This is a genomic window from Rhodococcus sp. P4_B6, assembly GCF_056402215.1.
Window position 1 is genome coordinate 66,299 of sequence record NZ_JBFUHV010000014.1, and the last position, 26,615, is coordinate 92,913.

31 protein-coding genes are annotated in these 26,615 nt (G+C 68.1%); 7 read left to right on the top strand and 24 right to left on the bottom strand.

The window, feature by feature from the left end:
* Positions 1-72: 72 nt before the first annotated feature.
* Both AC1DWT_RS09575 and AC1DWT_RS09580 read left to right on the top strand, forming a co-directional pair.
* A complete protein-coding gene (locus AC1DWT_RS09575) occupies positions 73-753 on the top strand; it encodes an amino acid ABC transporter permease (RefSeq protein ID WP_072942416.1) in 681 nt (226 codons plus the stop codon).
* Complete coding sequence (locus tag AC1DWT_RS09580) at positions 750-1,649, top strand: amino acid ABC transporter permease (protein ID WP_072942418.1); 900 nt, start codon at positions 750-752, stop codon at positions 1,647-1,649. Before AC1DWT_RS09575 ends, AC1DWT_RS09580 begins: the two co-directional genes overlap by 4 nt.
* A 115-nt stretch (positions 1,650-1,764) precedes the next feature.
* Here AC1DWT_RS09580 and recX read toward each other — a convergent pair whose 3' ends face one another.
* The 13 genes from recX to pgsA form a co-directional block, all read right to left on the bottom strand.
* Positions 1,765-2,280, bottom strand: coding sequence for a recombination regulator RecX (gene recX / locus AC1DWT_RS09585; protein ID WP_206015362.1), 516 nt, complete (start codon positions 2,278-2,280; stop codon positions 1,765-1,767).
* 9 nt (positions 2,281-2,289) lie between these two features.
* The gene (gene recA / locus AC1DWT_RS09590) at positions 2,290-3,333 is read right to left on the bottom strand and encodes a recombinase RecA (RefSeq protein ID WP_005240749.1); all 1,044 of its coding nucleotides are present in this window, start codon (positions 3,331-3,333) and stop codon (positions 2,290-2,292) included.
* Between the two features lie 144 nt (positions 3,334-3,477).
* Entirely contained in the window at positions 3,478-3,672 is a 195-nt protein-coding gene (locus AC1DWT_RS09595; RefSeq protein WP_015890433.1) for a DUF3046 domain-containing protein, read from the bottom strand.
* Between the two features lie 33 nt (positions 3,673-3,705).
* Positions 3,706-4,854 (bottom strand): glycosyltransferase, encoded by a 1,149-nt coding sequence (locus tag AC1DWT_RS09600; protein ID WP_206015361.1) that lies wholly within the window; start codon positions 4,852-4,854, stop codon positions 3,706-3,708.
* Positions 4,855-4,881: 27 nt separating this feature from the next.
* Complete coding sequence (locus tag AC1DWT_RS09605; protein WP_206015360.1) at positions 4,882-6,426, bottom strand: glycerol-3-phosphate dehydrogenase/oxidase; 1,545 nt, start codon at positions 6,424-6,426, stop codon at positions 4,882-4,884.
* Positions 6,423-7,055, bottom strand: coding sequence for a TetR/AcrR family transcriptional regulator (locus tag AC1DWT_RS09610; protein ID WP_206015359.1), 633 nt, complete (start codon positions 7,053-7,055; stop codon positions 6,423-6,425). The genes AC1DWT_RS09605 and AC1DWT_RS09610 overlap by 4 nt, the downstream gene beginning before the upstream one ends.
* Before the next feature lie 277 nt (positions 7,056-7,332).
* Entirely contained in the window at positions 7,333-8,049 is a 717-nt protein-coding gene (locus AC1DWT_RS09615) for a PIG-L deacetylase family protein (RefSeq protein ID WP_072942424.1), read from the bottom strand.
* A gap of 16 nt (positions 8,050-8,065) precedes the next feature.
* Positions 8,066-8,242, bottom strand: a complete 177-nt coding sequence (locus AC1DWT_RS09620; RefSeq protein ID WP_007296377.1) for a hypothetical protein — start codon at positions 8,240-8,242, stop codon at positions 8,066-8,068.
* 187 nt (positions 8,243-8,429) lie between these two features.
* Entirely contained in the window at positions 8,430-9,260 is an 831-nt protein-coding gene (gene pspM / locus AC1DWT_RS09625; RefSeq protein WP_241031562.1) for a phage shock envelope stress response protein PspM, read from the bottom strand.
* Between the two features lie 17 nt (positions 9,261-9,277).
* Positions 9,278-10,108, bottom strand: coding sequence for a PspA/IM30 family protein (locus AC1DWT_RS09630; RefSeq protein ID WP_072942426.1), 831 nt, complete (start codon positions 10,106-10,108; stop codon positions 9,278-9,280).
* A gap of 154 nt (positions 10,109-10,262) precedes the next feature.
* Positions 10,263-10,649: a helix-turn-helix domain-containing protein gene (locus AC1DWT_RS09635; protein WP_072942427.1), complete on the bottom strand. Its 387-nt coding sequence runs from the start codon at positions 10,647-10,649 to the stop codon at positions 10,263-10,265.
* A 71-nt stretch (positions 10,650-10,720) separates the two neighbouring features.
* A complete protein-coding gene (locus tag AC1DWT_RS09640; protein WP_072942428.1) occupies positions 10,721-11,221 on the bottom strand; it encodes a CinA family protein in 501 nt (166 codons plus the stop codon).
* Positions 11,218-11,880 (bottom strand): CDP-diacylglycerol--glycerol-3-phosphate 3-phosphatidyltransferase, encoded by a 663-nt coding sequence (pgsA, locus tag AC1DWT_RS09645; protein ID WP_072942429.1) that lies wholly within the window; start codon positions 11,878-11,880, stop codon positions 11,218-11,220. Before pgsA ends, AC1DWT_RS09640 begins: the two co-directional genes overlap by 4 nt.
* Before the next feature lie 117 nt (positions 11,881-11,997).
* On the opposite strand from pgsA, the gene AC1DWT_RS09650 reads away from it, so the two are divergent.
* Positions 11,998-12,522: an amino-acid N-acetyltransferase gene (locus tag AC1DWT_RS09650; RefSeq protein ID WP_072942430.1), complete on the top strand. Its 525-nt coding sequence runs from the start codon at positions 11,998-12,000 to the stop codon at positions 12,520-12,522.
* 73 nt (positions 12,523-12,595) lie between these two features.
* Positions 12,596-12,880, top strand: a complete 285-nt coding sequence (locus tag AC1DWT_RS09655; RefSeq protein WP_206015358.1) for a YciI family protein — start codon at positions 12,596-12,598, stop codon at positions 12,878-12,880.
* A gap of 42 nt (positions 12,881-12,922) precedes the next feature.
* Here the strand turns inward: AC1DWT_RS09655 and AC1DWT_RS09660 are convergent, their stop codons facing one another.
* From AC1DWT_RS09660 to thyX, 6 genes are all read right to left on the bottom strand, one after another.
* The gene (locus AC1DWT_RS09660) at positions 12,923-13,906 is read right to left on the bottom strand and encodes a TerC family protein (RefSeq protein WP_072942466.1); all 984 of its coding nucleotides are present in this window, start codon (positions 13,904-13,906) and stop codon (positions 12,923-12,925) included.
* 209 nt (positions 13,907-14,115) lie between these two features.
* Complete coding sequence (locus tag AC1DWT_RS09665; RefSeq protein ID WP_477920354.1) at positions 14,116-16,689, bottom strand: DNA translocase FtsK; 2,574 nt, start codon at positions 16,687-16,689, stop codon at positions 14,116-14,118.
* An 80-nt stretch (positions 16,690-16,769) separates the two neighbouring features.
* Positions 16,770-17,393 (bottom strand): TIGR03085 family metal-binding protein, encoded by a 624-nt coding sequence (locus tag AC1DWT_RS09670; protein WP_072942433.1) that lies wholly within the window; start codon positions 17,391-17,393, stop codon positions 16,770-16,772.
* Positions 17,394-17,418: 25 nt separating this feature from the next.
* On the bottom strand, positions 17,419-19,416 hold the full coding sequence (locus AC1DWT_RS09675) for a ribonuclease J (RefSeq protein ID WP_275957900.1): 1,998 nt from the start codon (positions 19,414-19,416) through the stop codon (positions 17,419-17,421).
* Complete coding sequence (dapA, locus tag AC1DWT_RS09680; protein WP_015890417.1) at positions 19,413-20,321, bottom strand: 4-hydroxy-tetrahydrodipicolinate synthase; 909 nt, start codon at positions 20,319-20,321, stop codon at positions 19,413-19,415. The genes AC1DWT_RS09675 and dapA overlap by 4 nt, the downstream gene beginning before the upstream one ends.
* Positions 20,322-20,364: 43 nt before the next feature.
* Positions 20,365-21,117: an FAD-dependent thymidylate synthase gene (thyX, locus tag AC1DWT_RS09685; protein WP_072937969.1), complete on the bottom strand. Its 753-nt coding sequence runs from the start codon at positions 21,115-21,117 to the stop codon at positions 20,365-20,367.
* Positions 21,118-21,272: 155 nt separating this feature from the next.
* Here thyX and AC1DWT_RS09690 point away from each other — a divergent pair, with 155 nt between their 5' ends.
* Positions 21,273-21,749, top strand: coding sequence for a toxin-antitoxin system HicB family antitoxin (locus AC1DWT_RS09690; protein ID WP_206015356.1), 477 nt, complete (start codon positions 21,273-21,275; stop codon positions 21,747-21,749).
* A 102-nt stretch (positions 21,750-21,851) separates the two neighbouring features.
* Positions 21,852-22,286 carry an SRPBCC family protein gene (locus AC1DWT_RS09695; RefSeq protein ID WP_015890414.1) on the top strand — a complete coding sequence of 145 codons (435 nt, stop codon included), beginning with the start codon at positions 21,852-21,854 and terminating at the stop codon, positions 22,284-22,286.
* A gap of 22 nt (positions 22,287-22,308) precedes the next feature.
* Here AC1DWT_RS09695 and AC1DWT_RS09700 read toward each other — a convergent pair whose 3' ends face one another.
* The 5 genes from AC1DWT_RS09700 to AC1DWT_RS09720 all read right to left on the bottom strand — a co-directional run bounded on the left by AC1DWT_RS09700 (position 22,309) and on the right by AC1DWT_RS09720 (position 26,031).
* Positions 22,309-23,541 (bottom strand): winged helix-turn-helix domain-containing protein, encoded by a 1,233-nt coding sequence (locus AC1DWT_RS09700; RefSeq protein ID WP_477920358.1) that lies wholly within the window; start codon positions 23,539-23,541, stop codon positions 22,309-22,311.
* A 46-nt stretch (positions 23,542-23,587) separates the two neighbouring features.
* Positions 23,588-24,046, bottom strand: a complete 459-nt coding sequence (locus AC1DWT_RS09705; RefSeq protein ID WP_477920360.1) for a flavodoxin family protein — start codon at positions 24,044-24,046, stop codon at positions 23,588-23,590.
* 29 nt (positions 24,047-24,075) lie between these two features.
* Complete coding sequence (locus AC1DWT_RS09710; protein WP_072937963.1) at positions 24,076-24,555, bottom strand: hypothetical protein; 480 nt, start codon at positions 24,553-24,555, stop codon at positions 24,076-24,078.
* Positions 24,552-25,310: a 4-hydroxy-tetrahydrodipicolinate reductase gene (dapB, locus tag AC1DWT_RS09715; protein WP_072937961.1), complete on the bottom strand. Its 759-nt coding sequence runs from the start codon at positions 25,308-25,310 to the stop codon at positions 24,552-24,554. The genes AC1DWT_RS09710 and dapB overlap by 4 nt, the downstream gene beginning before the upstream one ends.
* A gap of 103 nt (positions 25,311-25,413) precedes the next feature.
* A complete protein-coding gene (locus tag AC1DWT_RS09720; protein WP_206015355.1) occupies positions 25,414-26,031 on the bottom strand; it encodes a TIGR03086 family metal-binding protein in 618 nt (205 codons plus the stop codon).
* Positions 26,032-26,121: 90 nt separating this feature from the next.
* Here AC1DWT_RS09720 and AC1DWT_RS09725 point away from each other — a divergent pair, with 90 nt between their 5' ends.
* Positions 26,122-26,607: a MarR family winged helix-turn-helix transcriptional regulator gene (locus tag AC1DWT_RS09725; protein WP_206015354.1), complete on the top strand. Its 486-nt coding sequence runs from the start codon at positions 26,122-26,124 to the stop codon at positions 26,605-26,607.
* The last annotated feature ends 8 nt before the right edge of the window (positions 26,608-26,615 follow it).

Below are 26,615 nucleotides of genomic sequence, written 5' to 3' on the forward strand. Positions count from 1 at the left end.
GGACGACTCCCCTTTCGTGGAGTCRTCCGGCCCGGTTCGACACCAACCACCGGTGACCTGGGGAGACGGTAAGTGGACCTACTGAGCAAATACAGCGATCAGCTGATCGACGCGTTCTGGACGACGGTGCAGCTGACCGCGTTCTCGGCTGTCGGTGCTCTGATACTCGGCACCATCCTCGCGGCGATGCGGGTGTCACCGATCCCGGTCGCGCGCGGCGTCGGCGCGGCATACGTGACGATCTTCCGCAACACTCCCCTGACCCTCATCATCATCTTCTGCTCGTTCGGGCTCTTCCAGACGATGGGCGTCAAGCTCGCCCCCGAGCAGTCGCCGACGTTCTTCGAGCAGAACAACTTCCGGCTCGCCGTGCTCGGCCTCAGCATCTACACGGCGGCCTTCGTCTGCGAGTCGCTGCGGTCCGGTATCAACACCGTGCACGTCGGCCAGGCGGAGGCGGGCCGGTCACTCGGTCTCACGTTCTCCCAGAATCTGCGGCTCATCGTGCTGCCGCAGGCATTCCGCGCGGTCACCGCACCCCTCGGCAGCGTGCTGATCGCCCTGACGAAGAACACGACGATCGCCTCGGTGATCGGTGTGGCGGAGGCATCGCTCCTGATGAAGGAAATGATCGAGAACGAGGCCGCCATCTTCGTCGTCGGTGGCATCTTCGCGCTCGGATTCGTGATCCTGACCCTGCCGATGGGGCTTCTCTTCGGATACCTGAGCAAGCGATTCGAGGTTGCACGATGAGCAATTCCGCCACCGTCCTCTACGACGCGCCGGGCCCGAAGGCGAAGAACCTCTACCGCCTGATCTCCGTCGCCGTCGCCCTCGCACTGCTGGGAATCGGCTACCTCGTCTACGCCGCGCTCGACGACAAGGGCCAGCTGACAGCGGCGAAATGGGAACCGTTCACCGAATCGACCTCGTGGACCACATATCTCATTCCCGGTATCCGCGGCACCCTCGTCGCGGCGGCCGTGTCGATCGTGTTCGCGTTGATCCTCGGCGCGATCCTCGGCATCGGACGCTTGTCGGACCACCGACCGGTGCGATGGGTGGCGGGCGGGATCGTCGAACTGTTCCGCGCCATCCCGGTGCTGATCCTGATGATCTTCTCGTACCAGCTGTTCGCCGAGTACGAGGTGTTCAAGTCGAAATATCTTGCGCTTGCCGCGGTCATCGTGGGCCTCACGCTGTACAACGGCTCGGTGATCGCCGAAATCGTCAGGGCCGGCATCAATTCGCTCCCCCGGGGACAGAGCGAGGCCGCCAAGGCGCTGGGCATGCGCAAGGGCCAGGTCATGCGGACCATCCTGCTTCCGCAGGCCGTCACGGCGATGCTCCCCGCGATCATCTCGCAGATGGTGGTCGCCCTGAAGGACTCCGCGCTCGGTTACCTCATCGGCTACGTCGAAGTGGTGCGGTCCGGCCAGCAACTCGGCGCGTTCTACGGCAACTACCTGCCCGCGCTGATCGTGGTGGCGATCATCATGATCATCCTCAACTACACGCTCACCGTGGTGGCGACCAGGGTGGAGAAGCGGCTGCGGGCCGCCCGGAAGGGCGGAGGTCCCCAGGGTGCTGCTCCCGAGCTTCCGGCGGTGTCGGTTCCGGGTATGGACATCACCGACAAGCGGTTGTGACCCGGCACTGCTTCTGACACGAACGACACTGCGGTCGGATGGGAACTCGGTTCCCGTCCGACCGCAGTGTCGTTCATCGTGGTCAGGTCATGATCATGGTCAGGCTGAGTCCGATTCAGGTCTCGTCGAACAGGCCTTCGGTTTCCGCGCCGGCACGATCGAGTTGCTCCTTGACGACCTCGAACGCCATGCCCTGGGGGAACCCGCGACGCGCCAGCATGGACACCAGCCGGCGGACCGCCCGGTCACGGTCGTCCGTTGACATGGTGCGCAGTTTCTTCGCGACCAGTTCGGTGGCTCGCGCTCGTTCGTCTTCGCTGTCGATCTGAGCGAGCGCCTCGGTGGCGTCTTCCTGACCGATGCCCTTGCGGCGCAGTTCCAGTGCGAGCGCACGTTTTCCCTTACCGGCGTACGTGTGCCGCGAATGCACCCACTGCTGGGCGAAGTCGGCGTCGTTGACGAGCCCGACCTCGGTGAGTCGATCCAGTACGCGCTCGGCGATGTCGGCCGAGTACCCCTTCTTCGCCAGACGGTCGGACAACTCCGCTCGACTCCGGGCACGGTCCGTCAGGAGACGCAGGCACAAATCCTTGGCCTGCGTCTCCGTTCCACCCTCGCCCGTCGGACGCACGGCGGCGCCTTAGAATTCGACCGGGGCGGCGTCGTCCGTAGCGGCAGTGACGTCGGCGCCGATTCCGAGCTTTTCCTTGATCTTCTTCTCGATCTCGTCCCGGATGTCGGTGTTCTCCAACAGGAACTTGCGGGCGTTCTCCTTGCCCTGTCCCAGCTGGTCGCCTTCGTAGGTGTACCAGGAGCCCGACTTGCGAATGAACCCGTGTTCGACACCCATGTCGATCAGCGAGCCTTCCTTGCTGATTCCCAGGCCGTAGAGGATGTCGAACTCGGCCTGCTTGAACGGCGGCGCGACCTTGTTCTTGACCACCTTGACGCGGGTACGGTTACCCACCGCGTCGGTGCCGTCCTTCAGGGTCTCGATCCGCCGCACGTCGAGGCGCACCGACGAGTAGAACTTCAATGCCTTACCACCGGTGGTGGTTTCGGGGGAACCGAACATGACGCCGATCTTCTCGCGCAGCTGGTTGATGAAGATCGCGGTGGTGCCGGAGTTGCTGAGCGCACCGGTCATCTTACGGAGCGCCTGGCTCATCAGACGGGCCTGCAGACCCACGTGACTGTCGCCCATCTCGCCCTCGATCTCGGCGCGCGGGACCAGAGCGGCCACGGAGTCGACCACGAGGATGTCGAGGGCGCCGGAGCGGATCAGCATGTCTGCGATCTCCAGCGCCTGCTCGCCGGTATCGGGCTGCGACACCAGCAGCGCGTCGGTGTCGACGCCGAGTTTCTGGGCGTAGTCGGGGTCGAGCGCGTGTTCGGCGTCGATGAACGCGGCGATGCCGCCGGCCGCCTGGGCGTTGGCGACCGCGTGCAGAGCGACGGTGGTCTTACCCGAGGACTCCGGGCCGTAGATCTCGACGACACGGCCGCGGGGCAGCCCGCCGATGCCGAGGGCGACGTCCAGCGCGATGGAGCCGGTCGGGATGACGGCGATCGGCTGACGGACACCTTCGCCCAGGCGCATCACCGAGCCCTTGCCGAAGTTCTTGTCGATCTGCGCCAGCGCGAGGTCGAGCGCCTTGTCTCGATCGTGTGCCTGTGGTGCCATCGTCGTCCCCATTCTCGAGTCTCATCAGTGATCTGCGGTCAGGTTAGATCCAGGTACCGACAAGAACCGTGACCACCGAACATCTCCAGCATAGGGGAACGTGTGTTCGATTGGTGCGACCGGCCCGTTCGACACGCCGGATTTCTACCGGCGCTGCGGTGGAACGTCGAACTCGGCGCAGAGTTCACGCCACACCTCGCGGGGTTCCCGGCCGTCCTCGATGGCCTCGGCGGCGGTCTTGCCCCCGAGACTGAGCAGCACGTGGTCGACGAGTAGTGCGTCGCCGCGCATCTGCCCGAACTCTTCGCGGACGAGTTCGTGAAATTCAGTCAGTCGCACGCTTCCACGCTAGCCGAACCCCGGGCGAGGCTCTCACCGCAGCGCGTCGCGGCACACCTCCACCGGATCCGCCACGTCCGCGACGCTCCACGCGGCCCGCTGCGCGGCCTCCGCGTGCGCGCCGTGCGAGAGCACCTGTTCGACCGCCGAACGGAGCGCCTCGGCGCTCGGGGGACGCACCACGACGGCACTCCCCTGCCGCGCGGCGCGATTCGCGAGTTCCCACTGATCGCCGCCCCCGGGGACCACCACCGCCGGGACCCCTGCGAGCAGGGCCTTCGCCAGCATCCCGTGACCACCGCCGCAGACGACGGCGGCGGCCTCGCGGAGCATCGCGTCCTGACGGCCGAGACCCGCACGTACCCAGGGCGGAACCGCGGCCGGCGATCCGTCCAGTATCGACGCGATCACGCGGACGCCGGCCCCGTCGAGACCGGCGAGCGTCGTCTCGAGCATGCCCTCGGCACCGGTGAACGCGGTCGACGGAGCCACCATGACCAGCGGATCGGTACCGTCCGGCGGCTCGAGCACCTCGTTCGTCGGTTCCCACAGCAGTGGCCCGACCACGTGCGCCTCCGCGGGCCAGTCCGGTCTCGGCACCTCGAGCGCGGGGAGCGTCGCGATCAGCCGGCGCACCGGTCCCGGATCCTTCGCCGGCAACCCGACGCCGACGCGGGCTTCGGAACGCTGCCGCTCGCCCTGCCGGATCGACCGCGCCGTCGCCGCCCGCATGAGCGTGTCGCGGGCCCGGCCCCGGATTCCCGCCCCCGGAGCCAACCCGCTTCCGATGGGCGGCAATCCCCGGGACGCCGCGTACAGCGGGTGCGGGGACAACTCGACCCAGGGGATCCCCAGCCGCTCCGCCGCCATGCCGCCACCTGCGGTGAGGATGTCCGAGACCACGAGGTCGGGTCCCATCGCGCGCAGGTCGGGGAGCAACTCGGTGGAGATGTGCGCGGCGCGGGCGTGGATGCGCGCGCCCGCATCGAGGTCGTCGTCCGTCGGGCGGGGCGCGAGACCTTTCAGCAACTCGGCGGGCACACCGGCCGCCCGCGCGGGCTCGACCCACCGGGTGCCGGTGAACAGGACCGGTTCGTCCCCGGCCTCGATGAGGGCGAGGCACAACGCCAGAGCGGGAAAGGCATGTCCGGGATCAGGCCCGGCGACCACGGCGACTCGCACGAAGCACAGGGTGTCACACCGTCGCCGTCACCGTTTCTCGAACACGGCTTCCGCGGCGGCGAGAGACCGTGCACGGTCGGCGGGGACGAGGCCGATCCGGGTGCGCCGGTCGAGGAGGTCGTCGACGTCGAGTGCTCCCTCGTGGGTCACGGCGAACTCGAACTCGGCTCGACTCACGTCCACGCCCTCGGCGATCGGGGTCAGCAGTTCGGGGTCGGCGGCGGCGATCAGTGCCGCCTCCGTTCCGTAGCGGGCGAGCAGCGCCGGCGGGGCCGAAACCTGGCGCAGCGCTTCGGGAGTCGCGGCGCCGACGAGCGGGAGGGCGCGGGTCCGGCACGGGAGCGCGTCCAGTCCCGCCGCTGCCACCGCGGCGTCGACGGCGTCCTCCGCCATCTTCCGGTACGTGGTCAGCTTGCCGCCCACCACACTGACCAGACCGGTGTCCGAGCGGAGGACGGCGTGGTTGCGCGAGAGGTCGGCGGTCGATCCGTCGCCGGTGTCGAGCAGCGGTCGCAGTCCGGCGAACGTGCCGAGGACGTCCGAACGCCGCAACGGCACTTCGAGTGCGGTGTTGACCGTGTCGAGCAGGAAGTCGATCTCCTGCTCCGACGCTTCCGGAACGTCGGGGACGGGTCCCGGCGCCGCCTCGTCGGTCAGGCCGAGGTACACGCGGCCGAGCTGTGCGGGCAGCGCGAAGACGAAACGATTGGTCTCACCGGGGACCGGAACCGTGAGCGCCGCGGTCGGGTTCCCGAGCCGTTCCGCCGGCAGGACCAGATGTGTTCCGCGACTGGGCCGGAGCGTGATCGACGGATCGATCTCACCCGACCACACGCCTGCGGCGTTGACCACGGCGCGCGCGGTGATCGACAGTTCCGAGCCGGTCAGTTCGTCGCGCAGGGTCGCGGATGTCCCGGTCACGTCGTAGGCGCCCGTCCGGGTGAGCACCTTCGCGCCGTGGAGCGCCGCGGTGCGCGCGAGGGACACCACGAGCCTGGCGTCGTCGACGAGCTGGCCGTCGAAGGCCATCAGGCCGCCCCGAAGTCCGTCCCGGCGCACAGCGGGGGCCAGTTCGACGACCCGGTCCGCCCGGACCGTCCGCGATCGCGGCAGGACCGTCGACGGCGTGCGAGCACTCGCACGGAGCAGGTCACCGGCCAGGAATCCCGTGCGGACGAGAGACTTTCCGAACAGCGTCGTGGAATCGAGGACGGGGACGAGCTGTGGCAGCGCCCGGACGAGGTGGGGCGCGGTGCGGGTCATCAGGATTCCGCGTTCGACCGCACTCTCGCGGGCGATGCCGACATTGCCCGACGCCAGGTACCGCAGCCCACCGTGGGCGAGTTTCGAACTCCACCGGCTGGTCCCGAACGCGAGGTCCCGCTTCTCCACGAGCACGACGTCGAGGCCGCGTGATGCCGCGTCGAGCGCGACACCGACGCCGGTCACTCCGCCGCCGATCACCAGGACGTCGACGCGCGCGCCGTCCGACAGCTGGTCGAGCTCGCGTGTCCGTCGTGCGGCGTTCAGCGCCGACGAGCGGCTCACGGGCGGCGTGCTGGGGTGGGTCACCGGTCTCCTCGATCTGTCGGGTGGGTGTCGGCTGATGCGGGTGCCAGATAGGCGCCGACGGCGTGCCGGAGTTGTTCGGTCAGGGCGTCTCCGGGAAGTTCCTCGGCGACCATCACGGCCGACTGGACCGCGGACTGTGCGATCAGCAGCACCATGGTGGCGATCTGACGACTGTCCCCCGCGCGGATCGAGCCCTGGCGCTGCCCCGCCGACACCGCGACCGAGACCTGGTCGATGATCGCCCGCTGGCTGGTCCCCAGCCGCTCGAGGATGTAGGTGGTGAACAGTTCCTGATCCGAGCGCAGGATCTTCACGAACAGCGGATGGCCACGCACCTCGGTGGACACGTGGACCACGGCGTCGACCAGTTGGCGGTGAACCGATTCCTCGGTGGAGAATTCGGGCATCACGGCAGCGATCTCGCGGGTCATGAGGTCGGCGACCACTGCCCTGGTGTCCGACCAGCGCCGGTAGACGGTCGGCCTGCTGACCCCGGCCCTCCGCGCGACCTCCGCCAGGGTGGTACGGCGCAGTCCGAAATCGAGGATGCACGAGCGTGCGGCGTCGAGAATGGAGTCTTCGACGCTCGCTGAGGTGTCGTCACGCGACGGTGGATTACGAATAGACATTGTATGTAACACCGTAACGCATGAATCCCCCGCCGGCACCTCACCGGCATTCGAATCACCTCGCGTACGGCCGACGGCGGGCGCCTCGAGCCGTCCGTGGTCGGAGATTCGGGCTGCGTGAGCAGTGCGGGAAGGTGTGACGACAGGATTGGTGCGCACGTCGGATGACGGCACGGCGTGACTCCTACGAAATTCGGTAAATCATACCGTTCCGTCCAGGTCGGACTCACAATCGGCATGACCCACGCATGACCACGATCGCGAGCGCTTCACGAACTCAGCCGAAGTAGTAGAGCTCGAACCCCACCGCGCGTTCGGCGTCGAATCCCGGTTGCGGCCCGGTCACCATCTCGACCTGAGCCCGCGCCTGCTGCCCCACCGGCACGTCGCTGAGCGCCTCCAGGTAGTGGACGTGCTCAGCCAGAGAGAGCACCGCCCGATCCACCGTGTGGGTGACATCCACGGCGTGGGTGGGGGTCATCGTGTGGACCGCCACCCACCGGACTCCGCGCCACGGCGGCAACCCCGACTCCCCCAGTTCGGGGAAGATCCATTCGTTCGCGGCGTCCGCGGTGGCGTCGAGGACGGCTCGCCCGAGAGCGCGGTGGTCCGCACTGTTCGGCTGGCCCGGCCCCCAGGTGTCCCCAAAGTTCGCCGTCACCACGAGATCTGGACGATGACGACGGATCGCCGTGGCGAGGTCGCGGCGGAGTGCGAGACTCTCGACGAGGGTGCCGTCGGGATAACCGAGAAACTCGACGTCGGTCACCCCCACCACGGCCGCGGAGCGCCGCTCCTCCGCCTCCCGCAGCGGGCCCGACTCCGTCGGGTGCAGGCCCGCGATCCCTGCCTCTCCGCTGGTGGCGAGCACGTATCGAATGTCCTTGCCCTGCCCGGTCCAGCGCGCCACAGCCGCCGCTGCGCCGTATTCGATGTCGTCGGGGTGCGCGACCACGACGAGCCCACGATGCCAGCCCTCCGGTACCGGTTCCATGGGTAGAGCATGCCCGTCAGCTACGCGTGATGTCCGATTTCTCGCCGGATCCCGACATCGCCTTGATCAACAGGTACACACCGAATACGACGGCGCTGACGACGAGAATCCAGAACAGGCCCTTGACGAGGGCACCGACCACTGCGAGGGCGATCCAGATCGCCGCGACAGCCAGAACAATCTTCCAGAACATGGTTTCCTCCACTCACGTCTCCCCGATCGATTTCTGCGCCCGACGTCCGGTCGACCCCATTTATCGGGTACGCACACCAGCCTGGCACGCCGGCTCGGGTAAATCACCAGGTCAACGTAAAGATCAGGGAAAGATCAGGGTTCTCCCCCACACGAGGTCCCGAGGGGCCGTGTGTCGACCGACGAGGTCAGCGGTAGCGGCGAACGATGTCGTCGATCTCGCCGAGGGCCGCCGCGAGGCCGGCGAGTTTCTCGGTCGCCGACACGAGTTCCGCGCGTTCGTAGGCGAGTTCGCCGACGGCACTCGCCGTTCCGGGCACCGCGACCTCGGCGGCAGCGGCCACCAGTTCTTCGAACTGTTCGACGCCGACGCCGAGTTGCGCGGCAGCCGAGGCGATCGCCCGGTGGAGCGGCGCCGCTGCGGCCCGGCTCCCCCGGGCGGCGTCCTCCATGGACGTGATGTCGAGGGCCACCGCCTGCAACGCGGCTGCCGCGGAGCGGGCCGTGGCATGGGTGTCCTCGATGTCCTCGCCGCTGATGGTCCCGGACCGGGACAGCACGCCGAGGATGCCGTGCAGTGCTCGTTCGCTGTGCACGAGTCGCTCCATCGGCTCCCGGGCGACCGAGGACGGCGCCGGAAGCACCCGGCGGGCAGGCAGACCCGGCGGCAAAGTCACGGCGTCGAGCTTGCGGTACCGGCTGACGGCCAGCACCGCGGGGACCGCGAACACGACCGCGCCCCCACCGGCCATCAGCATCGACCACTCCGGCGCAGCCATCAGAGCGAGACCGGCGGCGCCGGTGGCCGACGTTCCGGACACGATGCCGTAGCGCTTCGCACGACGCCGGGCCCGCCGCTTCTTCCGCAGGAGACGTTCACGAGGGTCGCGCCACCGCTGCGCCGCGTCCGCGACGGACTCACCGGCCTCGCGCAGTGCGCCCTGGATCCCGGCGAGCCCGGACACGACAGTGGCCGACCGGACTGAACGTCCAGGTCGGCCACGTCGGGTGGAACTCATGCTCACAGGCGATTCGGTTACTGCGCCGTGCCGGTCTGGCCTGCTGCCGGCGGCTGCTTGTCGAGGCTCGGGTTGGCGGCGGGCGTCGCCGGCGCGCCGGCCGCACCGCCGGAGGGCAGTGCATCGCCCTTCATGGAGGCCCGGATCTGCTCGAGGCGGCTGTGTCCGGCCATCTGGATGCTCGCCTGCTGCACTTCCATCATGCGGCCCGACACCGAGTTCTGTGCCAGCTCCGCAGAACCGAGGGCATCGGCGTAGCGCCGCTCGATCTTGTCGCGCACGGCATCGAGGCTGGGCGTGTTGCCGGGAGCGGAGAGGGTGCTGTCCATCGAGCGCAGCGACTCGCTGACCCGTTCCTGCATCTTGGCCTGCTCCAGCTGGCTGAGCAGCTTGGTGCGTTCCGCGACCTTGGCCTGCAGAGCCATCGCGTTCTGCTCCACGGCCTTCTTCGCCTGGGCAGCTGCCTGCAGAGACTGGTCGTGCAGTGCCTTCAGGTCTTCGACGCCCTGCTCGGCGGTGACGAGCTGTGCGGCGAACGCCTCGGCGGCATTGGTGTACTGGATGGCCTTCTCGGTGTCGCCGGCGGCCTGCGCCTGGTCGGCCAGGTTGACGGCCTGACGGGCGTTGGCGTTGAGCTTCTCCACCTCGTCGAGCTGGCGGCTGAGCTTCATCTCGAGCTGGCGCTGGTTGCCGATGACAGACGCGGCCTGCTGCGACAGGGCCTGGTGCTGACGCTGCGCATCCTCGATCGCCTGCTGAATCTGAACCTTGGGGTCAGCCTTCTCATCGATCTTGGAATTGAAGAGCGCCATCAGGTACTTCCATCCCTTGACGAAAGGATTAGCCATGGGTTTGATCCTGCCTCCATCTGTTGCGCCGCGCGATGCGCGACCCGATACGCGACCGTCACGCACCGGAACAAGGGCTGCGCCCCGACTACCTGGCTCACCCGCCGACGAGATCGGCGGTTGACTGAAATCTATCGGTTCGGCACGGGTGTTGCTATGCGGCAGCCAGCGCCTGCGCGGGTGCAGGGATGACCACCCGGGTGTCGCGGGCGATGGTCGTCGAACCCGGTCGTGCGCTCGCGGCGGGGGCCTCTGCGGGCGCGGATTCGACCGCGTGCCGCTCGGTGTCCGCACGCTTGGCCGAAGACCCGTCGGACAGCGATTCGCTGACGTCGACGAGCACGTCGGACAGTGGGACGTCCAGCGCGTCGCAGATCGCCGCCAGGAGCTCACTCGAGGCTTCCTTGCGCCCTCGTTCGACCTCGGACAAGTACCCGAGGCTCACACGAGCACTGTTGGAGACCTCACGCAGGGTCCGGCTCTGCGAAACGCGCGTACGCCGAAGACTGTCACCGATTGCCTCACGCAATAGCAGCGCCATCTCGCTCCTCCTTCATCCGTCACCTGTCTCGCCTATCTCAACGCACGAACAGGACCGATTGGTTCCCGACCTTAGCCTGCGGACGTTTCCTGCACACGATCGAGGAGTCCCGACACGGCGGCGGAAACCGCAGATTTACGGATCTGCCACCGGCCGCCGGTCAATCCGAGCTCGAGGACCGACGTTCCGGCCGCCCCGGAAATGCTCAGGAACACCGTGCCCACGGGATGTCCGTCCTGCGTGTCGGGGCCGGCGACGCCGGTCAGACCGACGCCCCAGTCGGCGCCGCAGCGGGCGCGGGCACCGTCCGCGAGCGCCTGTGCCGTGGACGCCGCCACCGGCCCGTCCTCCGCCAGCCGGGCCGGATCGACACCGGCGAGAGTTGCCTTCAGGTCGGTGGCGTAGACGACGAGTCCGCCGCGCAGCACGTTGCTCGCGCCGGGCACACCGGCGATGGTGGCGGTGAGCAGTCCCGCGGTGAGCGATTCCGCGGTGGCGACGGTCTCGCCGCGGGCGGTGAGCACGGCAACCAGGTCGGCGGCCCGCGTGCCGTCCACCAACGGGTCGGTCACGCCCCGGTGCTCGCGTTCGCCTCGACCTTGTGCACCCCGGCTCGCAGCCGGACGGCCTGCACGACGTAGTCCAGCCCGGTCACCACTGTCAGCAGCACGGCCGCCCCCATCAGGACCCATCCGAGGACGTCGAATCCGTCCGGCAGCGGCAGCAGGTAGAACCCGATCGCGATCGTCTGGACGAGAGTCTTGAGCTTGCCGCCCCTGCCCGCGGGAATGACCGCGTGCCGCAAGACCGCGAACCGGAGCAGCGTGATGCCCAGTTCCCGCACCGCGATCACCGCGGTCACCCACCAGGGCAGGTCGCCGAGAATCGACAGACCCACGAGGGCGGCACCGATCAGCGCTTTGTCCGCGATGGGGTCTGCGAGCTTGCCGAAATCGGTGACGAGGCCGTACTTGCGGGCGAGTTGACCGTCGATCCGGTCGGTGATGGCGGCGACCGCGAACACGCCGGTGGCGATCAGGCGCCACGTCGTCGAGTGTCCGTCGCCGACGAACAGCACGACCAGGAAGACGGGGACCAGCAGGATCCGGAGGATTGTCAGGATGTTCGCGATGTTCAGCAGTGGTACGGCCGTCTCACTCGCGGGCTCGACCGACGGATCCGGGACCGCCGGGTTGTCGGCGGCCGTCCAATCCTCGCGCTGCGCGCTCATCGGAGCACCGCAGCGTCGAACTGCACCCCGGGACGCGGCGGGGAGTGGGAGGGATTCGTAGGTCGTACCGGCACGTGCCTAAGAATATCGGTACGGCCGTTGGCTAATGTTCACGACATGACTTCTCGGACGCCGGACACCGCCGACAATCAGCTGATCGTGCGGCGAGCACGAACCTCCGACGTTCCCGAGATCAAGCGTCTGATCGACATCTACTCCGGCAAGATCCTGCTCGAGAAGAACCTCGTGACCCTGTACGAATCCGTTCAGGAGTTCTGGGTGGCCGAGCGCGGCGGCAACGTGATCGGTTGTGGCGCAATGCACGTCCTGTGGGCGGACCTGGGCGAGGTGCGCACGATCGCAGTCGATCCGTCGGCCAAGGGCCAGGGTGCGGGCCATCACGTGGTGGCCAAATTGATCGAGGTCGCGCGGGAACTCGAACTCGAGCGCCTGTTCGTTCTCACGTTCGAGGTCGACTTCTTCGGCAAGCACGGATTCGTGGAGATCGACGGCACACCCGTGACCGCCGAGGTGTACGCGGAGATGTGCCGTTCGTACGACACCGGTGTCGCCGAGTTCCTCGACCTGAGCTACGTCAAGCCGAACACCCTCGGCAACACCCGAATGCTTCTCACTCTCTGAAATCCCAGTGCGTGAGACAGATGGGCCCTGATCCCATTTTTGTTCGATGAACCCGTCCCGAGAGAGCGAGAACATGTCCCTGTTCGTAGTGGAGTACACGTATTCGGCCGATACCGTCGCCGAACGCGACGAGCATCGCCCCGCCCACCGGGAGTGGCTCGGCGAACTGGCCGAGCAGAAGACGGTGGTGTCGTCCGGCCCGTTCGCGGACGGTAGCGGCGCGTTCATCATCGTCGACGCCGCCAACGCGGCGACCGTGGAACAGCTTTTCACCCACGACCCGTTCGCCCGCAACGGCCTGGTGACGGCCACCCGGATCGTCGAATGGGTTCCGGTACTCGGCGAATTCAGCTCCTGAACCGCCGAGCACCGGACCCCTCGAGCACGACGCCCGGCGGAGTTACTTCGCCGGCGTCGCGTTCCGCGTCTTGAGGAGGCTGGCGACGGTCGTCACTGCCAGCACACCGATGATGACGGCGAGCGAGAACACCGTCGACACCTCCGGGACGGCCACGTGCTCCCCACCGTTGATGAAGCCCAGCGTGTTCTCGTGCAGAGCGTGCAGAACCAGCTTGACGCCGATGAACGCCAGGATGATCGACAGGCCGTACGACAGATACACCAGGCGATCCAGCAGACCGCCGATCAGGAAGTACAGCTGACGCAGACCCATCAGCGCGAACGCGTTGGCCGTGAACACCAGGTACGGCTCCTGGGTGAGCCCGTAGATCGCGGGGATCGAGTCGAGCGCGAACAGCACGTCGGTGAATCCGATGGCGACCAGCGCGAGCAGCAGCGGCGTCACGACGCGCTTGCCGTTGATCCGCGTGACGAGCTTGTCGCCGTCGTAGGTGTCCGTGGTGGGGAGGATCTTCTTCGCGATGGCGACGATCTTGCTGTCGCGTTCCTCCTCTACCTCCTTCTCGTGCCCGTGATCACGCACCAGTGTGTACGCGGTGTAGATGAGGAACGCGCCGAACAGGTAGAACACCCAGCTGTAGGCGTTGATCGCCGCGGCGCCGACGCCGATGAAGATTCCGCGCATCACCAGCGCCATCACGATGCCGATCAGCAGCACCTTCTGCTGGTACTCCCGTGGCACCGCGAACGTTCCCATGATGATGACGAACACGAAGAGGTTGTCGACCGACAACGCCTTCTCGGTGACGTATCCGGCGAAATATTCGCCGCCGTACTGGCTTCCCCACAGCCACATCACGATCAGGCCGAACAGGATCGCGACGCCGATGTAGACCGACGACCAGAACGCCGACTCACGGAACGTGGGGGCGTGCGGGGTGCGTACGTGAGCGAAGAAGTCGAAGACGAACAGTCCGAGAATCACCACACAGGTGATGACCCAGACCAGCGGTGACACATGCATGAACACAGACCTCCGGTAGACCTAGCGGGTACCGGAGGTCTCTCCCGCCGCGCCGGAACCTTCTGTCCGAGCGACTGACAGCCCCGGATCGGCAATGGTGCCGATCGTGTTGACGATGCTGTCACAGAGGTGGGGATACTCCCCTCCAATTCGGTGACCATTCAACCACACTGCGCGAGAATCGCCCATTTCGGACACGCGCACGCGGGCTACTCCTGGTCGGACGGGGCCTCGTCCGGGTCGCCGCCGCGGATCGACCACAGCAGACCGTCGAGTTCGTCGGGCTTGATGAGCACCTCGCGGGCTTTCGAACCCTCGCTGGGGCCCACCACTCCCCTGGTCTCCATCAGGTCCATCAGGCGGCCTGCCTTTGCGAAACCGACACGCAGTTTCCGCTGCAGCATCGACGTGGAGCCGAACTGGCTGGAGACGACKAGTTCCACCGCCTGCAACAGCWCGTCCATGTCGTCGCCGATGTCGGGATCGACGTCCTTCTTCTCCCCGACCTTGGCGGCGGTGACGCCGTCGGTGTACTCCGGCTCCGCCTGGTTCTTGCTGAAATCGACGACCGCGGAGATCTCCTCGTCGGTGATGAACGCGCCCTGCAGGCGTGTCGGCTTGCCTGCGCCCATCGGCAGGAACAGCCCGTCACCCATACCGATCAGCTTCTCGGCGCCGGGCTGGTCCAGGATGACCCGTGAGTCGGTCAGGGAGGACGTCGCGAAGGCGAGCCGTGACGGCACGTTGGTCTTGATCAGACCCGTCACGACGTCCACCGACGGCCGCTGTGTGGCGAGCACGAGGTGGATACCGGCGGCGCGCGCCTTCTGGGTGATCCGCACGATCGCGTCCTCGACGTCGCGCGGCGCGGTCATCATGAGGTCCGCGAGTTCGTCGACGATGGCGAGGATGTACGGATACGGCCGGTAGACCCGTTCGCTACCGAGCGGCGCGGTGATCTCTCCCGACTTCACCTTGGCGTTGAAGTCGTCGATGTGGCGCACCCGGTTGGCCTGCATGTCCTGGTAGCGCTGCTCCATCTCCTCCACCAGCCAGGCCAGCGCGGCCGCCGCCTTCTTCGGCTGGGTGATGATGGGCGTGATGAGGTGCGGAATGCCTTCGTACGGCGTCAACTCCACCATCTTGGGGTCGATGAGGATCATCCGGACCTCGTCGGGTGTCGCGCGGGACAGCAGCGACACCAGCATCGAGTTCACGAAGCTGGACTTACCGGAACCGGTGGAACCGGCCACGAGCAGGTGCGGCATCTTCGCGAGGTTGGCACTGACGAAGTCGCCCTCGATGTCCTTGCCGAGACCGATCACCAGCGGGTGGTGGTCCTTGCGGGTGCTTGGGGCGGTGAGCACGTCGGCGAGGCGCACCATCTCACGGTCGGAGTTGGGGACCTCGATACCGACCGCGGACTTGCCCGGGATCGGCGCGAGCAGGCGCACGTTGTCGGTGGCGACGGCGTACGCGATGTTGCGGGCGAGCGCGGTAATCTTCTCGACCTTCACACCCGGGCCGAGTTCCACCTCGTAGCGGGTGACGGTCGGGCCGCGGGTGAATCCGGTGACGGCGGCGTCGATCTTGAACTGTTCGAGGACCTCGGTGATGGCCTCGATCATCGCGTCGTTGGCCGAACTGCGCTTCTTCGGCGCATCGCCCTCGATGAGCAGGGACGTCGGTGGCAGTGTGTAGTCGCCCTCGACCACCCGGTCGGTGACGAACTTGTCGACGTCGGGTAGCGGTTCCGGTTCGGATTCCGGCTTCGGGGCGACGACGGGCTTGGCCTTGGCGGGCGGCCGTTTCGGGGCCGGTGCCGGAGCGGGCACGGGTTCCGTGGCGGGTTCGGTCTCCCACAGCCCGAGCACCTCCGTCTTCGCGGTGTCGCTGACGTCGTACTCGTCGGTGGGATAGTTGTCGGCCGGGGCACCCCGGACCCCGGTCTTGTAGTCGTCGACGGGGTAGCCGTCGGCATCGAAGAGGGTGGGGTCGTATTCGCCGTCCTCGTAGTACTCGCTGTCGTAGTCGCCGTAGTGATCGCGGCCGAACGATGTTCCGAAGTACGACTGCAGCTTGCCGGGCACCTCGCGGACCGTGGTCCCGGTCAGGAGCAGGACACCGAACAGTGCCGCCATCAGCAGCAGCGGCGCGGCCAGCCACACGGTGAGACCGTCGGTCAGGGGACCGCCCGCCGCGTACCCGACGAAGCCGGCGCCGCGTGCCCTGCCGTCGGCGTCGGCGGGCGACCCCGTCGCGATGTGCCACAGGCCGAGAACCGGCAGACCGACCAGCAGCGACCCCAGCACCAGCCGGGGCCGGATCTCGGGTTTCGGTTCGGTCCGCATCAGGATCACCGCGACGGCGACACCGATCAGCGGCAGGACAGCGGACGCCCCGCCGAACACGGCGCGGACTCCGGTCTCGATCCACTCGCCCACCGGACCGCCGGCGGAGAACCAGATTCCGCCGGCGACCACTACGCTGATCGCAATCAGTCCGAGGGCGATGCCGTCGCGCCGGTGTCCCTGCTCGATCTCGGCCGCCCTGCCGACGGTGCGGGTGGTGGCTCCGACGCCCTTCGCCACGAGCGACCAGCCGCCGCCGATTCCCCGGCCCACCGACTTCAGGGGACCGGATGCGGACGCCTTCTTCGCGGCGGGCCTCCGGGCGCCGCCGCGCGGCGACGTGGACTTACGCGGAGTGCTGACCGTCCGGGTCGTGCGGGACTTCGGCTTGGACGTCGTGCTCGAACCGCGGGCGCTCGCCTTACCTGCCATGGCTCTCAGATTAGTCGCTACGGCACCTTCCGGACCATCCGCAACACCCGTAACACGGCCAGAGCTGCGTCGAAATGGCCTCAGAACCCTCGGTCGAGGGAGGTCACGGCCTCGATGTCGGCGGCCTCGCCCTCGGTCTCGATCCGCACCTGATTCCGGCCGAACGCGTGCAGGGCGAGTTCCGACGGTTCCCCTCGCAGGATCACCCGGCCGGCGCCGGCCGTGCGGACGGTGGCCTGCTCCCCGGACGGCCGCTCGAGTACCACCGTCACCGGGGCATGCCGGTAGCCGAGCTTGCCGACCTTGCGCGCCAGACCCCACAGCGCGTCCTGACGGTCGGCGGGCAGCACGCGCGGCTCCCACCCGTCGTGGGCGCGGCGCACGTCCTCGTGGTGGACGAACATCTCCCCCAGGTTCACCTGCGCGTCCACCCAGTACATCGGCGACCACATCGGCGGACCCGACCGGACCTCGTCCAGCAGCCGGCTCCACGGACGCGTCGCCGTCTCGTTCTGGACGCGTTCGGTGTACCCGGCGAGCAGGCCCACGACGATGCCCGGGGCAGCGTCGAGGCGTCGTTCGCGCACGATCAGGTGGGCGGCCAGGTCCCGGTTGGTCCACGTCCCGCAGAGGGTCGGGGCGTCGGGACCGAATTCGGCCATCGAGTCGACGAGGGAGAGGCGTTCATCGCGGGCAAAGGTCACCCGACCGAATCTACCTGTCGGAGAACTACTTGCCCTCCGCCGACGGCACCGCGATGACGGTCGGAACGATCATCGGCCGGCGACGGTACTTGTCGGCCACCCATCTGCCGACGACACGCCGGATCGCCTGGGCGATGCGGTGAGCGTCGTTGATGCCTTCGGTGGCCAGGCGCAGCAGCTCCGCCTCGACCAACTGCGCCGCGTCCTTGAGGGCCGTCGGGTCGTCGGAGAATCCGCGTCCGGACACCTCGGGGGTGCTGACCGCGCGGCCCGTGTGGTCGTCGATGACGACGTTGATGGCGATGAACCCGCCCTCACCGAGGACCAACCGGTCCGACAGTGTGGAGTCGCCGACGTCGCCGACGGACAGTCCGTCGACGTAGACGTGCCCGACGGGAACCTGCCCGACGATCTCGGCGAGACCGTCGACCATGTCGACCACCACACCGTCCTCGGCGAGCACGATCCGCTCCTCCGGCACACCGGTCGCCTTCGCGAGGGCGGCGTTGGCCCGCAGGTGGCGCCATTCGCCGTGGACCGGCATCGCGTTGGTGGGCCGGACCGCGTTGTACAGGTACAGGAGCTCACCCGCCGAGGCGTGACCGGAGACGTGCACCTTCGCGCTCTGCTGGGTGACGACGGTGGCGCCGCGCTTGGCGAGGCCGTTGACGACGGCGAACACGGAGTTCTCGTTGCCGGGGATCAGCGACGAGGCCAGCACGACGAGGTCGTTGGCCCGGATGTTGATCTGCCGGTGCTCGCCGCGGGCCATCCGCGACAACGCCGACAGCGGTTCGCCCTGCGAGCCGGTGGAGATGAGGACGAGCCGGTCGTCGGGCAGGTTGGCCGCGGTGTCGATGTCGACGACCAGACCGTCCGGGACGCTCAGGTAGCCGAGATCCTGCGCGATCTGCATGTTGCGGACCATCGACCGGCCCACGAACGCGACCCGCCGGTTGTACCGGTGCGCGACGTCGACGACCTGCTGGATGCGGTGCACGTGGCTGGCGAAGGAGGCCACGATCACACGCTGCCGGGCCTTGCCGATGACGTTGTCGAGCACTCCCCCGATCTCACGTTCGGGGGTGACGAATCCCGGCACCTCGGCGTTGGTGGAGTCGACGAGGAACAGGTCGACGCCCTCGTCGCCGAGACGGGAGAAGCCGGCGAGGTCGGTGAGCCTGCCGTCGAGCGGCAACTGGTCGAGCTTGATGTCGCCGGTGTGCAGCACGACGCCGGCGTCGGTCCGGATCGCGACGGCAATGGCGTCGGGGATCGAGTGGTTGACGGCGAAGTACTCGCACTCGAATGGGCCGTGTTCGGTGCGCTGACCCTCGACGACCTCGACGAGGTTGGGGCGCTGGCGGTGCTCACGGCACTTGGCCGCGACGAGCGCGAGCGTGAACCGCGAACCGACGACCGGCAGATCCGGACGCAGGCGCAGCAGGAACGGGATGGCGCCGATGTGGTCCTCGTGGCCGTGCGTGAGGACGACTGCCTCGACGTCGTCCATGCGGTCCTCGATGTGCCGGAAGTCCGGGAGGATCAGGTCGACACCAGGCTGCTGGTCTTCCGGGAACAGCACACCGCAGTCGACGATGAGCAGTTTGCCCTGGTGCTCGAAGACGGTCATGTTGCGACCGATCTCGCCGATGCCGCCGAGAGCCACCACCCGCAGCCCCTTGAACGGGGCCTTCGGCGGGGCGCCGAGCCGGGCCGTCGGATCGACCGCGGCCGGCCGCGAGTCCTGACGCTTGTTGCCGGCGCGCCGTCCGGAGCGCGACGACGACTTGTTGGCGGCGCCCCCCTTCGTGGAGGAGGCCTTCACGGGCGCGGACTTGGCCTGCTCCGACTTCGGGGCACTCGGCTCGTCGGCGACGACGGGCGCCGACTTCGCCGGCTCGGCGGCGGGGGCCGGCGTCGCCAGCTCGGCGGCGGGGGCCGGCGTCGTCGGCTCGCTCGCTGTGGGGGAAGGGGGGCCTGCCTGGCGGCTGGCGCTGCGACGACGAGGCGGTCGGGTCACGCGAGCACCCCCGCTGCGTGCAGATCGGCGGCCAGGAGATCGATCTGATCGTGCGTGGGCGCCACCTGCGGCAACCGGGGTTCACCGACGTCGAGGCCGATCAGGCGCAGACCCGCCTTCGACGCGCTCACGCCGCCGAGACGCGCCACCGAGCGGATGACCGGGATGAGGCTGAGGTTGATGGCGCGGGCGCGGGCGATGTCCCCCGCCGCGAAGGCGGTGTGCAGTTCACGCAGCCGGCCGGGCACGAGGTGCCCGATGACGCTGACGAATCCCGTCGCGCCCACCGACAGCCACGGCAGGTTGAGCGGATCGTCACCCGAGTAGAACTGGAGGTCGGTGGTGCCGATCAGCTCGGCGCCCGCGTTGAGGTCGCCCTTGGCGTCCTTGACCGCGACGATGCGCGGGTGCTCGGCGAGGCGCCGGATGGTCTCCGTCTCGATGGGGACCACGGAGCGGGGTGGAATGTCGTAGAGCATGACCGGAAGGTCGGTGGCGTTGGCGACAGCGGTGAAGTGCGCGAACAGTCCGGCCTGCGGCGGACGCGAGTAGTAGGGGGTGACGACGAGGAGGCCCTGCGCGCCGGCGCGGGCGGCGTCACGGGCGAGTTCGACGCTGTGCGCGGTGTCGTTGCTGCCCGCGCCGGCGATGATCTTCGCGCGGTTGCCCACCGCGTCGATGACCGCCCGGAGCAGCTCGAGCTTCTCGTTTTCGGTGGTCGTCGGCGACTCACCGGTCGTGCCGGCGAGCACGAGGGAGTCGCACCCGTTGTCGACGAGGTACGCCGCGAGGCGGACACCGGCGTCGACGTCCAGCTTTCCGTCCGAGGTGAACGGCGTCACCATCGCTGTGGACACGGTGCCGAACGGACGCTCGACTGGAGAAGCGGAATCACCGTAGGTCATGGTCAGAAGGCTACCCGGTGACCCAGGTACTTTTGCACACCAGTCACGCGTCGGCGGAAAACGTGCTCCGCGCCACCTCGGTGCCGTCGCCCCAGTCCAGTACCTCGAAGTCGCCGAAGACATTCGGTGCGGCCGCCTGCAGCTGCCTCAGGCACTCGACCGCGACACGGCGAATCTCCACGTCGGCGTGCTCGGTGGCCCGCATCGAGACGAAGTGCCGCCAGGCGCGGTAGTTGCCGGTGACCACCACGCGGGTCTCCGTCGCGTTGGGCAGGACGGCCCTCGCGGCCTGCCTCGCCTGCTTGTTGCGCAGCGGCACGTTGGAGGTGTCGGCCAGTTTCGATTCGAGGGCCTCGAGGAGTTCGCCGTACGCCGCCCTGCTGGCGTCGGTGGCCTTCGCGAACAGCTCCTCGAGTTCGGGGTCGCCGGCGATCGCGGGCGGGACGACGACGTTCCCCTCGTTCTCCCGCACGAAGCGCTGCGACAGCTGCGAGTAGGAGAAGTGGCGGTGCCGGATCAACTCGTGGGTGCAGGACCGGGAGATGCCGGTGATGTAGAAGCTGACGGTGCCGTGTTCGAGGACCGACTCGTGCCCGACCTCGAGCAGATGACGCAGGTATCCGGCGTTGGTGGCGGTGCGGGGGTTGGGTTTGGACCAGCTCTGGTAGCACGCCCGGCCCGCGAATTCCGCCAGCGCTTCGCCGCCGTCGGCGTCGGTCTCCCACGGGATGTCCGCCGGTGGAAAGAACTCCGTCTTCGCGACGAGTTGCACCCTGAGCGGCACGGTCTGCGGCACTGCGCTGATCCTCCTACCGAACTCCCTGGTCGGGAGTCCCTCCTGAATGCATCGACCCTAGTCGCAGCATCGGCCTGACACTGTCCGAGGGTGACATCACCAAGCTGAGGTCACGACTGCTTGACTGGCGTCACGGTTGACGTCATGCTGGCGTCATGGACCTCGGCATCTATGTCTCCCGGCTGCGAGACGACCTGAACGCAGCAGCCGCACTCGGCGACGAGCAGACGCGGGCGACCGCTGCGGCGCTCGCCGCCGCAGTCGAACCCGCCGCGCGCCTGCTCCTCCTGTCGGCGCTCACCGACTTTGCGGGAGAGGTGTCTTCCGAACTCGGCAATCGCACCGTCGGCGTGCGCCTGGACGGCAGCGAGGTGGCGGTCGACGTGCACCGCACTCCCGCCCAGCCCGGGCCGGACGGGGAACGCACCGCCACCGCCGAGGACATCGGTGCCGCGTTCGATGACGTCACCGGTGACATCAGCCGCGTCACCCTCCGCCTGATGGATCAGATCAAGTCGAAGGCCGAGGAGGCCGCCTCCCAGAACGGGGTGTCGCTCAATTCCTGGGTGTCGCAAGCGGTCCAGGGCGCGCTCAAGGACCAGATGCGCCGGAACGGGAGAGGCGATTTCTGAGCGCCGGTGCACTCACTCCACGCGCCCGTCGGCGGCGGTGATGTAATTACGTCGCATCAGCCACACGGTGAGAGTCGCCACGGGCTCGAAGGAGCGAAGAACATGGCCGTTTCCGGCGTCAAGGAATTCGAGATCAAGGCCGATCCGGCCACGGTGATGGCCGCGATCGCTGCGGTGGATCGCCTGCCCGAGTGGTCCTCGGCCCACAAGTCGGTCACCATCGAGAGCACACACGACGACGGCCGCCCCCACCGAGTCCGGATGAGCGTCTCCATCCTCGGGATCAGCGACGAGCAGGTCGTCGACTACACGTTCGAGGGCGACAACACGGTGTCGTGGCACCTCGTCGAGAGCGGCCAGCAGAACGCCCAGGACGGGTCGTACGTCCTCACCGAGTCCGGCGCCGGCACCAAGGTGACGTTCGAATTGACGGTCGACCCGAAGATTCCGCTGCCGGGGTTCCTCGTGAAGAAGGCGCAGAAGACGGCGCTCGAGACCGCGAGCAAGGGCCTGACGAAGTTCGTCGAGAGCCTGTAGGCAGTCGAGAGCCTCCAGTTCTTCACTCTCCTCGCGGCCGCGACGCCTCGGCCGCGAGGAGGGCACCGAGGTTGCCGCGATCGTCCACTCGGACGTCGTCCAGGCCCAACCACGTTGCCATTCTTCGCAATTCCGGAACCAGCGCCTCCACCACGTGCCCCGGACTCCGGTCGGGTTCGACGAACGCGGATCGCACTTCGAGCGTCCCCGACGCGCGGTCGGCCTTGAGATCGACCCTCGCCACCAGTTCACCGTTCAGCAGGAACGGGAAGACGTAGTACCCGTGGACACGTTTGTGCGCGGGGGTGTAGATCTCGAGGCGGTACCGGAAGTCGAATACCCGCTCGGTACGGGGCYRGCAGAAAACCAGCGGATCGAACGGGCAGAGCAGCGCCGCCCCCTCCACCTTCCGGGGAACCCGGACGTCGCGGTGGACGAATGCCGATGCCTCCCAGCCCCGGACGCCGACCCGTTCGAGCACACCGTCCTCGACGAGGTCCTCGACGGCCGCGGCGGTCTGCGCCGGCGACAGCCGGTAGTAGTCGCGCAGATCGGGTTCGGTGGCCACCCCGAGGGCCCGCGCGGACCGCTGCACCAGGCCACGGACGGCGTCCTCCTCCGAAACGTTCTCGGCGAGGACCGCTTCCGGCAGCACCCGTTCGGTGAGGTCGTAGTGACGGGTGAAGGCGACGCGCTTGTCGACCGCCAGCGCACCGGACGCGAACAGCTGCTCGCACACCACTTTGGTGTCGCTGCGATCCCACCAAGGACCCTTGCGGTCGGGCCGGTCGACCTCGAGGTGTTTCTCCACGTCGCCCGCGCTGCACGCACCGACGGCGCCGATCACGTCGAGCACGTCGGCGGCGAGCGTGGGATTGCGGTCGAGTACGCGGGATTCGCCGGACCAGCGTCCGTGCCGGTACCGGTGCATCCGCCAGCGCAGCAGCGGCCAGTCCTCGACCGGGATGAACGCCGCCTCGTGCGCCCAGTACTCCGCCAGCATCCGGGGTGCACGGGCGGAGTGCGACCACGCCGCCGAGTCGACCAGACCGCGGTCGTACACCCCGAGACGGCTGAACAGCGGGACGTAGTGGGCGCGCACGGCCACCGACACGGAGTCGATCTGGAACAACCGCACGCGGTCGAGAACCGAACGGACGTGCCTGCGCGTCGGTGTACCGGCCGGCTTCCGGTCGGCGAAACCCTGCGCCCAGAGCGCCGTTCTCCGGGCCGCGGCGGCGGTCATCTCACGCATGACCGAAGCTTGCCATCGGCCACCGACACGGTCGACGGCGACGTCGTCAGGCGTCCTCCGCCAGCGTGACCGCCACCGTCGCGCCGAGTTCGTACAACCGCTCCCGCGCACTCGCGTCGACAGATCCGGTCAGTTCCAGGATCTCGGCGACCTGGGTGAGCGCCAGCCCGGTCACGATCTTCTGCACCGACTTCAYGGCCCCGGCGGTGTCGTTGTTGCCGTGCACCCAGAGTCCGTAGGGGCGCCCGGCGACCGCGTCGAGGCACGGGTAGTAGACGGTGTCGAAGAAGTGCTTCAGCGCACCGGACATGTAGCCGAAGTTGGCGGAGGTCCCGAACAGGAACCCGTCGGCCGCGAGGACGTCGGGGACGGTCGCGCCGAGTGCGGGGATCGACTTCACCTCGACGCCGTCGATGTCGGGGTCCCGCGCGCCTTTCAGTACGGCTTCGAGGCACTCACGGGTCACCGGCGACGGCGTGTGGTGGACGACGAGTAGTGACTTCACAGTCGTCAGCGTACGACCGGGTCCGTCTACTACCGGCCGGGCTCGCCTTCCCGTTCGACACGTTCGAGTTCCACAGCCCGTTTCATCGTCTCCCTGGCCCGGCCGCGGTCGCCGGCGTAGTCGTAGGCGCGCGCGAGCCGGTAGGAGTTCCGCCAGTTGTCCGGGTCTGCTTCCCATTCGGACTTGACCTGCTGGAACAGTGCGTCGGCGGCGTCCCGGTCGATGCGGCCCGAGGGGCGCTTCGGCAGATCGCTGACATCCAGTTCGAGTCTCTCGTCGGCGATGCGGCGGGACAGATGCTGGTGCTGGAATCCGGCACGCAGCGTGGCGTAGACGATCCAGGCGCCCAGGAACGGCAGGATCAGGACGCCGATCCCCAGGCCGATCGCGGCTGCTCCGCCGTCCTGGATCAGCTCGATCCCACGCCGGCCGAGAAGGACGAAGTAGAACGCCAGCGCTGCGACCAGCAGTCCGATCGTGACGACGGTCTTGGTCGAGCCGTCCTTCACAGGTCGAGAAGGGGGTCGATACCGACGGTGAGACCGGGGCGGTTGCCGATCTCCCGCACACCGAGCAGGACGCCGGGGGCGAAGGAGTTGCGGTCGATCGAATCGTGGCGGATGGTCAGCGTCTCGCCCTGCGTGCCGAGGATGATCTCCTGATGGGCGACCAGACCTGCGAGCCGCACGGAATGGACCCGCACGCCGTCCACGTCGGCGCCGCGCGCACCGTCCAGTTCGGTGGTCGTCGCGTCGGGGCTCGGTCCCACGCCGGCCTTGCGGCGTGCCTCGGAGATGAGGGCGGCGGTCCGGTAGGCGGTGCCGGACGGCGCATCCGCCTTGTTGGGGTGGTGCAACTCGATGACCTCGACGGAATCGAAGAATCGTGCTGCCGCTTCGGCGAAGCGCATGGAGAGGACGGCGCCGATTGCGAAGTTGGGGGCAATCAGGACCCCGACGTCGGGGCGCTCGATCAGCCACGACCGCACCGTGTCGAGCCTCGTGTCGTCGAACCCGGTGGTGCCCACCACGGCATGAATGCCGTTGGAGACGAGGAACTTCAGGTTGTCCATCACCACGTCGGGGTGGGTGAAGTCGACGACGACCTGCGTGCCGGCCTCGCCGAACGACTCGAGCCGGTCGCCGTGATCGACCTCCGCGACGAGTTCGAGGTCCGGTGCCTGCTCCACCGCCTCGCAGATCGCCCGTCCGACCTTGCCCTTGGCCCCGAGAACCCCGACCCTGATGGGTGCTGCTGCGCTCACTTCTCCACGCTCCGTCCAGTCACAACGATTCGCCCGAAAGCCTACGCAATCGCCGGGTGCCGACCGCTGCGCAGGGGCGGGGTGGGAGACCTGCGTCTCGTCCTCACACGCGGCGGGGCTCGTATTCCGGGTGCCAGTGCGGTGATCGGCCGAGCAGCGACAGCACCGCGCCGAAATCCGCAGAGTCGGCGCCGGCGGTCAATCCCGGGGCGAACGCGGCGCCCTCGCGCAGCCGGTCCGCACCGTCCGGCACGCGACGGGCGATGGGGAGAACCGCGGCCACCATGCCGGTTTCGGGTGCGAAGTCGAGTTCGAGTGCTCGCGCGACGTCCCACGAATGGACCGCGTAGTCGAGGAAGTGGAACCCGACGGCGGTGGCCGCGGGGAACGGGAACTCGGTGCTGATCTCCGGTAGCCAGAACTGCCGCTCCCCGACACCGTCGCGGGCGAAGGCCTCGACGACGGTGTCCGCCGCCGCACGATAGGCGGCAACCGGGTTCGCCGACGCATGCGGCCGCCAGCGCGACAGGTCGGGCCCGTCGCCCGCGGCCGCCGCGGCGAACCCCAGGTGCTGCACGGTCATGTGGGCCAGCAGTTCGCCGAGGGTCCACTGCGCGCACGGTGTCGCGCGCTGCAGGTCGCGACTCGTCACGTGCGACACGATCTCCACACTCGTCTCCACGGCGCGGGCATCCCAGCGCCGGATCTCGTCGACATCCATCGTCGGTACCTCGCCCTTCGAATCGGATTAGTAAGCTATCGCTTATCATCTACTCGAGTAGATGATCGGTCAAGGTGTATTTTCTGCGGTATGCCGAGCCCCGACCCGAAGAACGGACAGCACGAGCGCACCCGCCCCGACCTCGCCGCGATGACGACCACCCTGAACCGCTCACTGGTGGCGGCGGAACTTCCCGTGCTCGCCGAGCACGGGCTGACCATGTGGGGCTACGTCGTACTCCTCGCACTCGACGAGCACCCGCTGCGCACCCAGGCCGCGCTCGCGGAGGCGATCGGCGCCGACAAGACCCGGATCATCGGCGTGCTCGACGAACTGCAGGACCGCGGCCTGATCGACCGGCAGCGAGATCCCGCGGACCGCCGGGCCCGGCTGCTGTCGCTGACCCCGGACGGGCATCGGGTGCGCGATTCGGCACAGGCGGCGATCCGGCGGGGCGAGGAGCGGCTCCTCGCCCGGTTGCCGGAGCGAGACCGGGCCGGTTTTCTGGCCGGCCTGATCGCCTTGTCGGCACTGTCCGCCGAAGACGTCACGGGGCACCCGGGCGACTCCGACTGACGCAATCC

What these genes read in the sequence shown, in the direction of transcription:
- AC1DWT_RS09580 (WP_072942418.1), top strand. Translation starts at nt 750, where the DNA reads ATGAGCAATTCCGCCACCGTCCTCTACGACGCGCCGGGCCCGAAGGCG.
- recA (WP_005240749.1), bottom strand. Translation starts at nt 3,333, where the DNA reads ATGGCACCACAGGCACACGATCGAGACAAGGCGCTCGACCTCGCGCTG.
- AC1DWT_RS09610 (WP_206015359.1), bottom strand. Translation starts at nt 7,055, where the DNA reads ATGTCTATTCGTAATCCACCGTCGCGTGACGACACCTCAGCGAGCGTC.
- AC1DWT_RS09615 (WP_072942424.1), bottom strand. Translation starts at nt 8,049, where the DNA reads ATGGAACCGGTACCGGAGGGCTGGCATCGTGGGCTCGTCGTGGTCGCG.
- AC1DWT_RS09620 (WP_007296377.1), bottom strand. Translation starts at nt 8,242, where the DNA reads ATGTTCTGGAAGATTGTTCTGGCTGTCGCGGCGATCTGGATCGCCCTC.
- pspM (WP_241031562.1), bottom strand. Translation starts at nt 9,260, where the DNA reads ATGAGTTCCACCCGACGTGGCCGACCTGGACGTTCAGTCCGGTCGGCC.
- AC1DWT_RS09630 (WP_072942426.1), bottom strand. Translation starts at nt 10,108, where the DNA reads ATGGCTAATCCTTTCGTCAAGGGATGGAAGTACCTGATGGCGCTCTTC.
- AC1DWT_RS09635 (WP_072942427.1), bottom strand. Translation starts at nt 10,649, where the DNA reads ATGGCGCTGCTATTGCGTGAGGCAATCGGTGACAGTCTTCGGCGTACG.
- pgsA (WP_072942429.1), bottom strand. Translation starts at nt 11,880, where the DNA reads ATGAGCGCGCAGCGCGAGGATTGGACGGCCGCCGACAACCCGGCGGTC.
- AC1DWT_RS09650 (WP_072942430.1), top strand. Translation starts at nt 11,998, where the DNA reads ATGACTTCTCGGACGCCGGACACCGCCGACAATCAGCTGATCGTGCGG.
- AC1DWT_RS09655 (WP_206015358.1), top strand. Translation starts at nt 12,596, where the DNA reads ATGTCCCTGTTCGTAGTGGAGTACACGTATTCGGCCGATACCGTCGCC.
- AC1DWT_RS09660 (WP_072942466.1), bottom strand. Translation starts at nt 13,906, where the DNA reads ATGCATGTGTCACCGCTGGTCTGGGTCATCACCTGTGTGGTGATTCTC.
- dapA (WP_015890417.1), bottom strand. Translation starts at nt 20,321, where the DNA reads ATGACCTACGGTGATTCCGCTTCTCCAGTCGAGCGTCCGTTCGGCACC.
- AC1DWT_RS09690 (WP_206015356.1), top strand. Translation starts at nt 21,273, where the DNA reads ATGGACCTCGGCATCTATGTCTCCCGGCTGCGAGACGACCTGAACGCA.
- AC1DWT_RS09695 (WP_015890414.1), top strand. Translation starts at nt 21,852, where the DNA reads ATGGCCGTTTCCGGCGTCAAGGAATTCGAGATCAAGGCCGATCCGGCC.
- AC1DWT_RS09720 (WP_206015355.1), bottom strand. Translation starts at nt 26,031, where the DNA reads ATGGATGTCGACGAGATCCGGCGCTGGGATGCCCGCGCCGTGGAGACG.
- AC1DWT_RS09725 (WP_206015354.1), top strand. Translation starts at nt 26,122, where the DNA reads ATGCCGAGCCCCGACCCGAAGAACGGACAGCACGAGCGCACCCGCCCC.